General features: G+C 44.9%; 15 protein-coding genes. 2 read left to right on the plus strand and 13 right to left on the minus strand.

Annotation, left to right across the window (positions count from 1 at the left end; translation table 11 throughout):
- Positions 1 to 62: 62 nt before the first annotated feature.
- The 4 genes from mtaB to prmA form a co-directional block, all read right to left on the minus strand.
- Positions 63 to 1397, minus strand: a complete 1335-nt coding sequence (gene mtaB, locus HQN88_RS02520; RefSeq protein ID WP_173108647.1) for a tRNA (N(6)-L-threonylcarbamoyladenosine(37)-C(2))-methylthiotransferase MtaB — start codon at positions 1395 to 1397, stop codon at positions 63 to 65.
- A 6-nt stretch (positions 1398 to 1403) separates the two neighbouring features.
- On the minus strand, positions 1404 to 2171 hold the full coding sequence (locus tag HQN88_RS02525) for a 16S rRNA (uracil(1498)-N(3))-methyltransferase (protein ID WP_173108648.1): 768 nt from the start codon (positions 2169 to 2171) through the stop codon (positions 1404 to 1406).
- 124 nt (positions 2172 to 2295) lie between these two features.
- Positions 2296 to 2967 carry a site-2 protease family protein gene (locus tag HQN88_RS02530; RefSeq protein ID WP_173108649.1) on the minus strand — a complete coding sequence of 224 codons (672 nt, stop codon included), beginning with the start codon at positions 2965 to 2967 and terminating at the stop codon, positions 2296 to 2298.
- 10 nt (positions 2968 to 2977) lie between these two features.
- Entirely contained in the window at positions 2978 to 3952 is a 975-nt protein-coding gene (prmA, locus tag HQN88_RS02535; protein WP_173108650.1) for a 50S ribosomal protein L11 methyltransferase, read from the minus strand.
- Positions 3953 to 4162: 210 nt separating this feature from the next.
- Here prmA and HQN88_RS02540 point away from each other — a divergent pair, with 210 nt between their 5' ends.
- Positions 4163 to 4969 (plus strand): glycerophosphodiester phosphodiesterase, encoded by an 807-nt coding sequence (locus tag HQN88_RS02540; protein ID WP_173108651.1) that lies wholly within the window; start codon positions 4163 to 4165, stop codon positions 4967 to 4969.
- A gap of 82 nt (positions 4970 to 5051) precedes the next feature.
- On the opposite strand, the gene HQN88_RS02545 is transcribed toward HQN88_RS02540, so the two are convergent.
- From HQN88_RS02545 to HQN88_RS02570, 6 genes are all read right to left on the minus strand, one after another.
- The gene (locus HQN88_RS02545; protein WP_173108652.1) at positions 5052 to 5327 is read right to left on the minus strand and encodes a hypothetical protein; all 276 of its coding nucleotides are present in this window, start codon (positions 5325 to 5327) and stop codon (positions 5052 to 5054) included.
- Positions 5327 to 5476, minus strand: a complete 150-nt coding sequence (locus HQN88_RS02550; RefSeq protein ID WP_173108653.1) for a YfhD family protein — start codon at positions 5474 to 5476, stop codon at positions 5327 to 5329. Before HQN88_RS02550 ends, HQN88_RS02545 begins: the two co-directional genes overlap by 1 nt.
- Before the next feature lie 94 nt (positions 5477 to 5570).
- Positions 5571 to 6350, minus strand: coding sequence for a hypothetical protein (locus HQN88_RS37465; protein ID WP_246320008.1), 780 nt, complete (start codon positions 6348 to 6350; stop codon positions 5571 to 5573).
- A gap of 12 nt (positions 6351 to 6362) precedes the next feature.
- Positions 6363 to 7571: an ABC transporter permease gene (locus tag HQN88_RS02560; protein ID WP_173108654.1), complete on the minus strand. Its 1209-nt coding sequence runs from the start codon at positions 7569 to 7571 to the stop codon at positions 6363 to 6365.
- The gene (locus HQN88_RS02565; RefSeq protein ID WP_173108655.1) at positions 7568 to 8245 is read right to left on the minus strand and encodes an ABC transporter ATP-binding protein; all 678 of its coding nucleotides are present in this window, start codon (positions 8243 to 8245) and stop codon (positions 7568 to 7570) included. The genes HQN88_RS02560 and HQN88_RS02565 overlap by 4 nt, the downstream gene beginning before the upstream one ends.
- Positions 8246 to 8327: 82 nt before the next feature.
- On the minus strand, positions 8328 to 10055 hold the full coding sequence (locus tag HQN88_RS02570) for an alkaline phosphatase (RefSeq protein ID WP_337995212.1): 1728 nt from the start codon (positions 10053 to 10055) through the stop codon (positions 8328 to 8330).
- Positions 10056 to 10280: 225 nt separating this feature from the next.
- Here HQN88_RS02570 and HQN88_RS02575 point away from each other — a divergent pair, with 225 nt between their 5' ends.
- Complete coding sequence (locus tag HQN88_RS02575) at positions 10281 to 10583, plus strand: hypothetical protein (RefSeq protein WP_173108656.1); 303 nt, start codon at positions 10281 to 10283, stop codon at positions 10581 to 10583.
- A gap of 263 nt (positions 10584 to 10846) precedes the next feature.
- Here the strand turns inward: HQN88_RS02575 and dnaJ are convergent, their stop codons facing one another.
- The 3 genes from dnaJ to grpE all read right to left on the minus strand — a co-directional run bounded on the left by dnaJ (position 10847) and on the right by grpE (position 14576).
- Entirely contained in the window at positions 10847 to 11980 is a 1134-nt protein-coding gene (gene dnaJ, locus HQN88_RS02580; protein WP_216855592.1) for a molecular chaperone DnaJ, read from the minus strand.
- 128 nt (positions 11981 to 12108) lie between these two features.
- The gene (gene dnaK, locus HQN88_RS02585; protein WP_173108658.1) at positions 12109 to 13947 is read right to left on the minus strand and encodes a molecular chaperone DnaK; all 1839 of its coding nucleotides are present in this window, start codon (positions 13945 to 13947) and stop codon (positions 12109 to 12111) included.
- A 65-nt stretch (positions 13948 to 14012) separates the two neighbouring features.
- Complete coding sequence (grpE, locus tag HQN88_RS02590) at positions 14013 to 14576, minus strand: nucleotide exchange factor GrpE (RefSeq protein WP_173108659.1); 564 nt, start codon at positions 14574 to 14576, stop codon at positions 14013 to 14015.
- Positions 14577 to 14585 lie beyond the last annotated feature (9 nt).

Here is a 14585-nt window from a genome sequence, read left to right on the forward strand (position 1 = left end):
CTATCGCAGTCATTCTAAGGAACGACCACGCGTAGAGGTAGGTAATTGCCTTACACCTTCACTTACAAATTCACTACGCCTTCAAGAATGCGTACGAGTTGACCCTTACTTTCATTTACACCGGCTTCCGTAACCTTCACACGGCACACTTGACCGATCATCTCTTCTGAACCTTCAAAAACTAACTGCACATAGTTATCGGAATAACCACTATACAAACCGCTATCTGGAGCGCCTTTGTAGGTACGTTCTGGAATGACTTCCAGGACTTGCCCAACAAATTTCTGCGCATACGCCAACTGCATTTTCTCAGATAGATCAATGAGTTCGTGAACACGCGCGTTTTTGATTTCTTCATCCACTTGATCCTCCATCCGCGCAGCAGGTGTACCTGTCCGCTTGGAGTAAGGGAAAACGTGCATTTCGGAGAACTTCATTTGCTCCATGAACTTATAACCGTCACGGAACATTTCTTCTGTTTCACCTGGGAAACCAACAATAACATCCGTCGTGATCGCGACATCTGGCATAATTTCGTGCAGACGCTCAATTTTGCGAGCGAACTCAGCCGTCGTATATTTCCGTCGCATCCGCGCAAGCACCTGATCATCGCCCGCTTGCAATGGGATATGCAGATGACGGCACATTTTGTCCGAAGATTTCAGTACATCAATAACTTCATCTGTAATTTGGCTAGCTTCAATGGATGAAATCCGAATGCGCTTCAAGCCTTCCACTTTATCCAAATCCTTGAGAAGCTTCGCCAAGCTGTAGTCTTCAATATCTTCGCCATAGCCCCCAGTATGAATACCTGTGAGTACGATTTCTTGATAACCTGCTGCAACCAGCTGTTCCGCTTGCGCAATTACGCTTTCCGGTGCCCGACTACGCATAAGTCCACGTGACCAAGGAATAATGCAGAAGGTACAGAAGTTGTTGCAGCCTTCTTGAATTTTCAGAAAAGCCCTTGTGCGATCAGCAAAATCAGGCACGTCCAATTCTTCGAAAGTGCGGGTTTTCATGATGTTGCGAACGGCATTAATCGGTTGACGATCTGACTCAAATTGCTTCACGATTGGAATGATTTTCTCACGATCCTGCGTCCCGATCACCATATCTACGCCTGGAATAGCCATAATTTCAGCTGGTGATGTTTGTGCGTAACAACCCGTTACAGCGACAATTGCTTCTGGATTACGACGAATCGCACGACGAATCATTTGGCGACTTTTCTTATCCCCAGTATTCGTAACCGTACATGTGTTAATCACATAGACATCTGCTGTATTCTCGAAATCAACTTGCTCATAGCCCTCATTTTTGAAAAGCTGCCAAATTGCTTCTGTATCATAAAAGTTCACTTTACATCCTAGTGTATGAAACGCTACCGTTGCCATTTTCGCTTATCCTCCCATTTCTCCGGTTTCATAGAACAGACACGTAAGGCCGACCATAGCAGCCGTCTCCGTCCGTAAAATACGATTCCCCAGCGAAACCGAGCGAAAGCCAGCTTCTTCAGCTTGCTTAATTTCTTGCTCTGTGAATCCACCCTCGGGGCCTACCGCAATCAACACTTGCTTACCTGGTGCAATTTGCCCTGCTGCTATCGCGGACTGAATCGCAGGTTTCAGTTGCCCTCCATCTTCTTTCTCATAACAAATCCAAGCGACATCGGCTTCCTTCGCCCTCTGTAACAGTTGCTTCCACGAGTAGACGGATTCAATCTGCGGGACACGGTTGCGATGAGCTTGCTCTGCTGCTTCCTTCGCGATTTTCTGCCAACGCTCCGTGCGCTTAGCTTCTTTCTTCGCATCGTATTGCACAATGGTTCGTTCAGATAAAAAAGGAAGAAACCGGGCTGCCCCGATCTCAGTCCCTTTTTGAATAATAAGCTCCATTTTATCGCCTTTGGGTAAGCTCTGTGCAATCCACACGTCAACTGCCGCTTCCGCATCCATCGCGAGCTCTTCCACGATTTCCGCTGTAACAGCTCCCTTATCCAAGTGAGTGATACGAACGAGCACCTCTCGATCAACACCATTGCTGCAGATCACTTGATCTCCTACTTCTGCTCGCATGACGCGGCCGAGATGATGCGCGTCGTCCCCCTCAATGGTGACTGTTTGTGTAGCAGTATGGAATTGCTGGGGCGGTAGAAAATAACGTTGCATAGTCAAAGCCTCTCTATCTTCGTTCATGTGAACATCATTTGAATAGCTTATTGCAGGTAGAACTTCCACACACCATCATACCTCGTTTGAGCTTGAAAATCCATATGGAACTGTCTGGTCAGGATTACATGCCCAATATACCTGAGACCATATCATAGAATTGGATAATGATTTTATTTCCTAATCTCAAATACGGATCAAGAGTTACGCGACGCAGCGGGCCTACGAATACTATGACAAGAAAAATAACCGATGCCCATTGTTCAAATTTTTGAACAGCTTCCGTGTATTTGAAATCAACCAAATCTTGAATAATTCGATAGCCATCAAGCGGAGGAATTGGAATTAAGTTAAATAAAAATAACGTGATATTGATACTCAGCATTTTATTTAAGAACTGAACAATCGCTTCTCCACTTCCCTTTGACATCCCATTCAACCAGCCGTATTTCTCAAAAAGCACGACAATAATAATGGTAATAAAGGCCATAATCAAGTTACTAAGCGGACCCGCTGCGGTCACCATAATCCCATACAAGCGAGGACGCTTGAAATTCCCTCGGTTTACAGGCACCGGTTTTGCCCAACCAAAGCCTGCAATCAGCATCATAATGGATCCAAATAAGTCCAGATGGACCATCGGATTCAACGAAACCCGACCAAATTTATAAGCCGTATCATCTCCTAATTTATAGGCGCTATACGCATGCGCCCATTCATGAATCGTAAACGAAAGCACAAGTACCAAAATCACAAACGGCAACGTGCTCCAATCATAAAATAATAAGCCTCCCATGAGCCAACACCTACAGCTTTCTAGCTACGATCACAACCCAATTCGAATCATAGTTTTTCTCTACGATCGTGAATTTAGCTGCAACCAGTGCTTTTTCTACATCCGCTTCTTTGTTCGTAATGATCCCTGAAGTTATGTAATAACCACCATGCTGCAACACCTCGTACACATCATCAACGAACATGACAATGACCTCAGCCAAAATATTCGCAACAACGAGCTGAACAGGAATGGAAACACCTAATCCTGCATCCCCTTCGGACTCGCTTTCTTTAAGTACGCCAAGAAGATCACTAAGTTTCACAGTAATTTGTTCTTCGAGTTGGTTTTGCTTCGTATTATCCAACGCACTTGTAACCGCTACGGGATCCAGATCCACAGCAAGTACATGCTTCGCACCAAGCTTAGCTGCTGCAATGGAAAGAATACCTGATCCGGTTCCCACATCGATCACATCGTCACCAGGCTGAAGAACTTTCTCCAACGTTTTCAAACAAAGTGAAGTTGTGGCATGTGTACCTGTCCCGAACGCCATCCCCGGATCCAGCTCCAAAATCAGTTCTCCTGGCGAAGCCGTATATTCTTCCCAGGTCGGTTTAATCGTCAAACGATCGGATACGCGAATTGGTTTGAAATATGTTTTCCATGCATGCGCCCAGTCTTCATCATCGACTTCAACAACCTCAAATGTCGGGTTCCCCGTATCAATATCAAAATCCGCCAATTGTTCCACAGAAGCCTTCAAATTTGCCAGAACAGGCTCCATGTCGGTGCCGTGGTAGAAGTAACCTTTGATCACAGCTCTACCTTCCGGGATATCGTTAAATGGCGTTTCGTATAATTGACCAAACGACGTATCTCTCTCTTTATTTAAGGTGCCGGATTCCTCAATGGAAACACCTCCAGCTCCCAATTCATGAACAAAGTTAGTTATCATTTCAATTGCTTCTTCTGTCGTATATACAGTTAATTCTTGCCAAAGCATCGGTATTGCTCCTCCTGTCGGTTATTCCCTATGCGAAATATCTCCCTTAAGGGCTATTTTCACAAAGAACATTGTACTACACTTCGCTTCTGGGGTAAAATGGAGTCAACAATGTAAGCGCTTTTTTATTTTTCTTAACACAGTTCTAACACTTGGGTGTTACATTGAAACAGTCATCATCATTATGTATCGTAAGAACGGAGACATCCTATGCGCAAAACACTCATGATTCTTCCTATTTTCCTTGCAATGGCACTCATCGCACCACTGACTACCAAAACCATGATGGCTGAAAATTATAGTCAAGTTACAGCGCATCGCGGAAGTTCAGGGAGTACACCTGAGAATACGCTAGCTGCATTTCAACAAGCCATCACCGATCACGCAGGATACGCGGAGTTAGATGTGCAAGAAACTGCTGACGGTGTCGTCATGCTTATGCATGACAATAGTGCTTATAGGACGACCGGTATCAATAAAAATATGTGGGACGTCACCTCATCTGAACTCAAACAAGCAAGTGCAGGAAACTGGTATCATAAGGATTACAAAGATGAGCATGTTCCTACGCTGGATGAAGTTATTTCTCTCGCCAAAGGTCACTTGAAACTAAATATCGAGTTGAAAAATAATGGTCATGTGGTAGATCTCGCACAAAAAACAGTGGACATCATCCAATCACATAATTTTGTTAAAGAATGTACGGTGACTTCTTTCGATGCAGAGCTTTTGCATAAAGTGAAATCACTTAACGCTGCCATTAAAACTGGCCTCATCGTTGGCCAAAACACAGAAGATCTTGATCAATTGATGAAAAGCTCTGATTATGATGTTATTTCTGCGGCCTACCCCCTTGTGAATGAATCTTTCATGAGGCTCGCCGAGAATCACCATAAAGAAGTTTATGTTTGGACTGTTAATGATACACGGATGATGAGACGGATGTTGGCGCTTGGTGTGTCCAGCATTATTACGAACTATCCAGATAAACTCGTCAAATTGATGAGCGTTGAATAATTAGTGGTAATTTTTCCACACTAAAAAGCACCTGTCCTGTCGGCCTCGATATTTGAGGTCAAATGGAACAGGTGCTTCTTATTTAAACCGAGCCACCTGCTGTTTCAATCACGCGGATAGCCTGTTCATAACACTGCTCGTCAATAACGGCTGCCAATACAATATCAAGTCCCACTGTATCGACCTCATGATCTTGACTAATCATGCTATCTGCCATGGACATCTCAATGCCACTGCCGATATCATTCGTAAAACGATCAACCTGCACATCTACCGCGCGCAAGGCTTTCAATTTTGAAGCAACACCTTCCGCTTGTTCGGGAGAATGAAAATAGGCAAGAATCCCTCTTTCAGTCATTACTGATCTTCCTGACGATCATCTGCCGCTTGCGCGCGCTCAGCAGCCTCAAAATCATCTTTATCGGCTACTTCCGCTGAAAATTCTACATCCTCTTGCTTAGCAACGGGTAGTTTGCTTTGTGCTTGATTGTTATTCTTTTGATTCATGTTCGCATGCCTCCAAATATCCCTATTCTCTTTCATGATAGCCCCATATATCATTTGCGAACGGGTATCGTTTTATGCAAACGCCAAATCACGTTTATTCCTTTATTTTCTCAAAAGAAGCATCATATAAGCGAAACATCGTTTTATAACCCGACTCATCAAGTTTAATTCCAACGTCAAGCCTCCCTGTGAGCTGCAAAGGTCCTGAGGTATATCTGAGTTTCATTGAATCAGGCACATATACAATCATGATCTTATTCCAGTACGTTTCATCCCCGTTATCAAAAGGACACTCAGCACCAGGTTTAGGAATCAGTAGAAACCAATGCTTATCGAAAGACAGTACCTCTCCCATAAAACCTTTGATTTGGACGGTTTTCCCATTCAAATCCCAGAACTTATTGGAAGGTGTATCCTGTTTAACTGAATCAAAAAATTCGTCCCATTTCAGTTCGTTTGACAGTTGCTGTTGTTTCACTGGAAGTGTTGCAACAGGCTCAGGGGGCTTAGTTGTTGACACAGCAGGTGTTGATTTGTTGCTTTCAATCTTTACTTGTGGAGAAGGTGTTGGAGGCATAGGAGAAACCGTATTGGTTGAAGCAGTTGCTGCATCTTTTTGAACAACAGCGCTTGGGCTTGGAGTTACAAGGGATGTTGCTCCAGGTGTTTCGGCAGGTAAAGCTTTAGGCTTTTCTTCCAGTGTCTCCTTGGAGGAGACACGATCGCTTGGTATCGGAGATACGACAGACTCTACATTCGACGCGATACTTCCGAAGGATTGCCCTGGGAGATCAGCCTTTTTTTGACCACAGCCCGAAAGGATAAGGAACAAGGCAAACAAACTCAGCCCAGCGATTCTATGTTTATTTTTCATCCTCATGTCACCTCAAGAACGGAATAATTGCAATGGATCCACACGATAAGCTTGAATTGCAGGGCCAATGGACGCGACAATCGCGATCAACAAGGTAACTATTACTAGTAAGGATTCCCCTGGCACGATAGCTCCTGCCTGTATTTGTAGTCCTGTCTGTGCAAAGACTGCATCACCGCTCATATATCCTCCGATATGTCCAGCAGCAAGCCCAAGTGTTAAGCCAATTAACGTTAAAATAACGCCCTCACCAATAAGCGAAAGCCAGATGAAATACTTTGATTTCCCAATTAGTCGTAATAGTGCGACGTCTCTCTTGCGTTCATGTACGGCAGCTGTCAACGATAGTAAAATGGATCCCGCCGCTAGCAGAATGCATATCACTGTTACGAACTTTACCGCCTGTGTCCCTTGATCAACCACATTGACAACATCGGCAATCGCCTTGCTTGTATAAACAGCCTGCACATTGCTGTATTGTGTGAAAACCGTTTTGATTGTCTGGGCTCCTAGTAGTGATTTCGGTTTAACAACGATCGCAGTTATCTCTTTAGCCGCATTTGGCTGACTTTCGTGAACAGCCCACGCATAGTCCAACGTAGTGAAAACAGCTCGATCATCCGACGTATGGAAAGGTGGCAATATCCCCACTACAGTATAGGTGAAGGCATGATGATGTTCCTCTTCCTCGCCTTCTCCCTCTTCTTCTTCCAAACCTTGAATAAGTCCATGTGCACCTGCGAAAGTGTCTCCTACATGAAGACCCAGAGAGCTAGCCACATAGGAACCAACAATGGTTTCTCCTAGCGTACCGTATAACTTACCTTGTGCCATTTGTTTCGAAGCACCATAACGAGTTAAGAAATAACCGGGTTCCATACCGACAATCGGAAAACCATTATAATTATCTCCCGTGGTCATTGCATAAGCGGACTCGACGAATTCATTGTTGCGTACATCTTCTAAAACAGTGATAGGAATATTGCCCGTCGGCGCGCCGATGTGGTAATAGGTATTAAGCGCAAGCTGTGACGCACTGCCTTTGGCGCCAATCGTGACTTCGAAGGGGCCATAGCCTTTCTCAGCTCCTTGCTCTACGCCTTGGCTGCATAACAAAAGAAATACAACAAGCGCTGCTGTAATTGCCACAGAGCTAATGGTCAAGAGTGACAAGGTTTTGCGATGCCAGATGTGACTCCAAAGTAAGGAAATTACCTTCATACTGAAACACTCCTAAGTAGATCGTTCAACTCTTGCATATACACACGTTTGGGGAACATTTCAGCGATATGCCGATCATGCGTGACTGTCAGTAATGTTAATTGCTCATCTCGGCAAATATCAAGCAGTAACGTCATCATTTCGCTCGCTGTCTCCCAATCCAAGCTGCCCGTTGGCTCATCCGCTAATAGCAAAGGAGGCTTGGTGATTAATGCCCGAACGATGGCGGCTCTTTGCTGTTGACCTCGAGATAGTTGAGAAGGGAGATGCTGCCCACGGTCCTGCAGGCCCACTCGTTCCAACCAATTGTCGAGCTTCTTCTTTCTCTCCTGCTTTGTACCGGTCTGCGGCATGATTAGTTCAATATTTTGCCTAACAGTTAACGATGCTATCAGATGAAAATCTTGAAAAATATAACCGATATTCTCCGCACGGAAACGATCTCGCTTACTTTCAGTGAGGCGATGGACGGGGTGTCCTGCCACCCAAATCTCACCCTGATCTGCCGTTATAATCCCGCTTAGCAGATGTAAAAGTGTGCTTTTTCCACAGCCGCTCGCTCCCATCAGCGCAATCCTTTCGCCTTTTTGAATATGCCAATGGGCTACCTCTAAAATAGGTAATCTTTGACCATGTAGATGGAAAGATTTCGATACTCCCTGTAGATTAATCATCTGTAAGTCCCTCGCTTCTATTCGACTCCAAAAGAAAAGAGGACACAGGGAAGGAGCTCCCCATGTCCGTCTGCTCCACTGTTTAATTTTTCACAATACGCTCATTGAAGGAATCCCACGTGTATGTTTTTCCTGTCAGCTGATTAAAAGCTTCTAGCGGCAAATATAACTTACCGTTATCCACATTGCCAACCCATGCACTTGCTGTACCATTCACTGTGATCGCTCCAGACGAGACTAGAACGGAAACCTTTTGACTATCCTTCGTAAAAGTAACTGCACCTGCCGCTTCATCCCATGCTACTTGAATTTCGAGAGATTCTGCTAATGACCTTGCAGTAAACAAAGTTTTGGAATCCCGCGTTACTTTGAACATCGGGTACAGATATTTGTCTTGAAGTTCTTTCGTTGCTGCTGCTAAATCAGCGCCAATCACTTTCGCACCGCTTTTAGCAATATCCGTATTATCCACATCACCTTTGACGAGTGCAGCTATCGGACCGTACGCCCAAACGCCAACGTCAACCCCTGTGTGACCATGCCCTGTCCAGCCTACCGCTAGACGCTTCGACACGACTGCATTATAACCGCCGCCACGACCGTAAGATGAGCCATCACCGTTCAGAATCAATTGTACTTCCTCATCAGATAGATCCGTGAAGCCAATATTGTCGGCTACGATTTTGCGAATATCATCTGCCGTTTGAGCTTTTTTCAAGATGCCATCAATGTACTCGTACGAATGCTTCTGTTTGTTAAACAAATCTACGTTCAATTCATATACATTGTCTCTTGCTAGTGACAAGCCGCCTGTTTCATGATCCGCAGATACAACTACAGATGTATTACCATCTTTTTTAGCCCAATCCACTAGCGTTTTGAATGTCGCATCCAACTCTAACATCTCTTGAATATTCGCTGGAAGATCGTTCGCGTGACCTGCATGGTCAATACGACCTTGCTCGACTAACAAGACGAAGCCATTTTTATTTTGTGATAAAATATCGAGTGCTTTTTGGGATAATTGTGGTAAGGACGGTACCGTATCCGTACGGTCAAGTACATAAGGAATTTCAGCATCCGCGAAAAGTCCAAGTGCTTTGCCTGCTGTTGCTGGGATTGCATCTAAACCTTTTTTATCAAAAGCCGTTTGGTAGCCCTTTGCTTGAAAATCAGGAATGATATTTTTGTCAGTACGCTTGCCTTTGTCCTCTTTCGTAGTGAAGTTGACTTTCCCCCCACCGAAGATAACATCAACACCGCTGTTCAAATATTGGGAAGCAATCGCGTTTTGGTTGCTGCGTTGGCGTACATGTGATGCCCATACAGCAGGAGTTGCACCCGTAATATTGTCTGTTGATACTAAACCAGTTGCTTTGCCTTGCTTCATTGCTGCTTCGATAACAGAAGCATACGGCTTGGCTACATCCCCATTGGATACACTGATCGCATTGTTGTACGTTTTATTACCTGTTGAGAAAGCAGTAGCTGCTGCAGCTGAATCCGTAATCGTACCTGACTCTGTTGTGTAAGGACTTGCTTGAGAGTATGTAGTCGCTTTCCCCACGTAATAGCCGCCATCTAATTCTAGACGATCTTTACCTAGGAACTTCTTCGCGTAGTAACGAGCAGCTGTTACTTCAGCTGGCCCCATCCCATCGCCAATCAGAACGATTAAATTTTTAGAAGGAGGCGCTTGAACTGTTGATGGTGTTGCTGAATCTGCAGCGGAGACTGTGCCTGCTAAACTTAGAGTTAATAAAGAAACTGCCATTCCTGAACCCATTAATTGCTTTAACGCTTTTTTCAAATGTTTTCCCTCCAAAAATAGTATTTCACCTTCCTAGCATAAGGCTCGTAGATTTGGAGAACGTCAAAATCATATGAAGGTCTTGTAAATTTGATGTGATTTGTAAAGGGATGATCAATGGGGGTGAGAAAGAGAGCTATAGTTTGGTGATGTATGCGTCTGTTAGCGCTCCAAATGCCCTGATTTAAGACAAATAGTGTCTTTTGTGTCCGTTTGGTGCAGTGGATGGGTGGTGGCGATGAGCAGCAATTGGAGCAATTAGTGCTTGGTGTTTGGTGTTTGGTGTTTGGTGCTTGGTGTTTGGTGCTGGTACGAGGTACATGGTGCTTGGTGCTTGGTACTTGGTACTTGGTACTTGGTGCATGGTGCTTGGTGCTTGGTGCTTGGTGCTTGGTGCTTGGTGTTTGGTGCTGGTACGAGGTACCTGGTGGGGGCTGGTATGTTACAGGGTTGCCCAATAGTCGATTTCACCTCCTAACGGACACAGCATACGCTAATTCAATTAAAAATCACCTATTCTATAGCTAACGGACACAGTTGCAGCTTTTTCGGTAAAAATGCCACTTAAAAGCTGTTTTTAACCCCAATAGTGACGTCTGTGTCCGTTAGCGCTCCAAATGCCCTGATTTTAAACAAATAGTGTCTTCTGTGTCCGTTATCGATAGAGGGGGGTGCGATGGCGGACAAATCCACTGAAATGATAGAATTTCTCCTTAAAAGCAAAAAGCACCTCGCATGTGTGAATGAACAGATTAAATCTGTCATCCAAACACGCGAGGTGCCCTAGTTATCTAGTCGCCTAAGAAGGCTCTCTTCATACGTTCAAAAATAGACTGGCTTTGCTCATGCGTATGCTCGCCGCTTTGCTTGCCGAACTGACGCAACAAATCCTTCTGATCTTCTGACAAGTTTGTCGGTGTCATCACGATGACCTTCACGTGCTGATCCCCTTGACCGAAGCCGCGCAGATGCGGAACGCCTTTGCCTTTCAGACGGAAGTACGTATCGGTTTGCGTACCTGCTGGAATCTTGAGCTTCACTTTCTCAGTAAGCGTAGGGATTTCGATTTCATCCCCAAGCGCCGCCTGCATGAAAGTTAATGGCACTTCACAGTACACATCATTACCTTCACGTTGGAAGAATTCATGATTTTTCACGCGAATCACAACATAAAGGTCACCTGATGGGCCTCCACGCGTTCCGCCTTCGCCTTCACCCGAAACGCGAAGTTGTGCGCCATCATCTACACCAGCTGGAATCTTGATGTGGATTGTGCGCGTCTTTTTCACTTTACCAGCGCCATGACAAGTTCCGCATTTTTCTTTGATGATTTTACCGGAACCATTACATGACGTACACACGCGGCGATTCACAATACGGCCAAATGCTGTATTCTGAACTACTTCTTGTTGCCCGCTGCCATGACAACCGCCACATGTTTCTGGCTTTGTTCCTGCTTTGGCACCTGAACCATGACACGTATCGCAATTTTCAGTTCGTGGAATGTTGATATCCATTTCTTTACCGAAGATAGCTTCTTTAAATTCCACTGTCATTGTGTATTGCAAGTCATTACCACGCTGCGGTGCATTCGGATTACGACGATTACCACCGCCGCCGCCACCAAAGAACATATCAAAGATATCCCCGAAGCCGCCACCGAAGTCTTGCCCCCCGCCAAACCCTTGATTCGGGTCCACGTGGCCAAACTGATCATATTGTGCTTTCTTCTGATCATCACTTAGAACATCGTACGCATCCTTAGCTTCTTTGAACTTATCTTCAGCATCCGCCGCTTTATTGACGTCAGGGTGATATTGACGTGCCATTTTGCGGTAAGCTTTCTTGATTTCATCCTGCGAAGCATCCTTACCGAGACCTAATACCTCGTAATAATCACGTTTACTCACTTGTTCCACTCCCATGTTCAAGACTACAAACGGAAAGTCAAAGCCACGGAGATCTCTCCCCCTTGGCTTTGACTCTTACGTTCCATGCATACTAACAAACAGTGCTTAATGACTTCTTAAACCTCTATTTAGTTAGAATATGTTTATTTTTTAGGTTCGTCAACCACTTCGTAGTCAGCGTCAACAACATTTTCTCTGCCTTTAGGAGCTTCGCCTGCGCCAGCATCAGGACCTTGGCCTTGATCCCCAGAAGCTTGCTCATATAATTTAACAGAAAGTTGTTGAATAACTTCAGTCAATTCTTCTGTTGCTTTTTTGATCGTTTCAAGATCGTTGCCAGTTAGAGCAGCTGTAACTTTCTCTTTCGCTGCGTTCGCTTTGTCGATCTCGCCTTGGTCTACTTTGTCGCCAAGATCTTTGATCGTTTTGTCAACGGAGTACACCAATTGATCTGCTTCGTTACGAGCTTCAACAAGCTCTTTACGTGCGCGATCTTCTTCAGCATGCGCTTCCGCGTCTTTCACCATTTGTTCAACTTCCGCGTCGCTCAAGCCGCTGGAGGAAGTGATCGTGATTTTTTGGCTTTTGCCTGTTCCTTTATCCAAAGCAGACACGTTAACGATACCATTCGCATCAATATCGAAGCTAACTTCGATTTGCGGAACGCCGCGTGGAGCCGGAGGAATGTCACCTAGCATGAAACGGCCAAGTGTTTTGTTGCCGCTAGCCATGGAGCGCTCACCTTGAAGTACGTGAATCTCAACGCTAGTTTGGTTATCTGCATAAGTGGAGTACACTTGTGATTTCGTAGTAGGAATCGTTGTGTTGCGGTCGATCATTTTCGTGAATACGCCGCCCGCTGTTTCGATACCAAGGGAAAGTGGAGTTACGTCAAGAAGAACAACGTCTTTCACTTCACCAGTCAAAACACCAGCTTGAACTGCCGCGCCAAGCGCAACAACTTCATCCGGGTTAACACCTTTATGAGGCTCTTTACCGATCAATTTTTTGATCGCTTCAACAACCGCTGGAATACGTGTGGATCCACCAACAAGAACAACTTTGTCGATTTGGCTTGTGGACAAACCGGAATCTTGAAGTGCTTGACGTGTTGGTCCTAGTGTTCTTTCAACAAGACCAGCTGACAATTCTTCGAACTTCGCACGAGTCAAGTTCAACTCCAAATGCTGAGGAACGCCGTCTGCTACCGTGATGAACGGAAGGGAAACTGTCGTAGTCAACACACCGGAAAGTTCTTTTTTCGCTTTTTCAGCAGCATCTTTCAAACGTTGAACTGCTGCTTTATCTTTGGAAAGGTCAATGCCTTGCTCTTTTTTGAACTCAGCAACGAGGTAATCGATAACAACTTGGTCAAAGTCATCTCCACCCAATTTGTTGTCGCCGCTTGTTGCTTTAACTTCAAAGAATCCATCGCCAAGCTCAAGGATGGATACGTCAAATGTACCGCCACCAAGGTCATATACGAGAATCGTTTGGTCTTCTGTTTTTTCCAGACCGTAAGCAAGTGCTGCTGCAGTTGGCTCGTTGACGATACGAAGAACTTCAAGACCAGCAATTTTACCAGCATCCTTCGTCGCTTGACGTTGGCTGTCGTTAAAGTAAGCAGGAACTGTGATAACTGCTTGCGTAACGGTTTGACCAAGGTAAGCTTCTGCATCTGCTTTTAGCTTTTGCAGGATGATTGCTGAGATCTCTTGTGGCGTGTAATCTTTGCCATCAATGTTTTCTTTGTGGTTCGTACCAATGTGACGCTTGATGGAGCTAATTGTTTTATCTGGGTTTGTGATCGCTTGACGCTTAGCAGTTTCACCAACTACGCGCTCGCCATCTTTCTTGAAACCTACAACGGATGGCGTTGTGCGGTTACCTTCTGGATTTGGAATTACAACAGCTTCTCCGCCTTCCATAACGGCAACGCAAGAATTTGTAGTACCTAAGTCAATACCAATTACTTTACTCATGTAAAGATGCCTCCTTATGTCCCCTAGGAACGTGATTAGATTTTAGTTAAAAATGATAAGATCAGTTAAACACTAACTTTAACCATTGCAGGTCGGATGACCTTATCTTTTAGGATATAGCCTTTTTGCAATTCTTCTACAACAATACCTTCTTCATGCTCCTCGGATTCCACTTGCATCACGGCTTGATGGAATTCAGGGTTGAACGGTTGACCAACAGCTTCGATAGGCTTAAGCCCTTCAGCAGTTAATAGTTGATCAATACCGCGGTAAGTCATATCCAAGCCCTTTACCAATGCGTCGAAATCCTTCGTCTCTTTGCTTGAAGACAGCGCGCGATCAAAGTTATCCACAATCGGTAATAGCTGCTCAATCAATTTTAGCGAAGCGTATTTCGCGAAATCTTCCTTCTCCGCTCTTGCACGGCGACGGAAGTTGTCGAAGTCCGCTTGAACGCGTAATAAACGCTGATAGTTTTCTTCGGCTTGCACACGCGCCTGTTCCAATTCGCTAGATACCGTAGCTTCCTCGGAAACTTCTACGCCAGCTTCTTCATTCGTTGCTTCGTTGTCGGCTGCGTATGTAGTGTCAATGTCTTGTTCGACTGTTTTGTTATCTCCAGTACTCAATTGTCCTTC

It is taken from the genome of Paenibacillus qinlingensis (assembly GCF_013204845.1).
Lineage (GTDB): Bacteria > Bacillota > Bacilli > Paenibacillales > NBRC-103111 > Paenibacillus_E > Paenibacillus_E qinlingensis.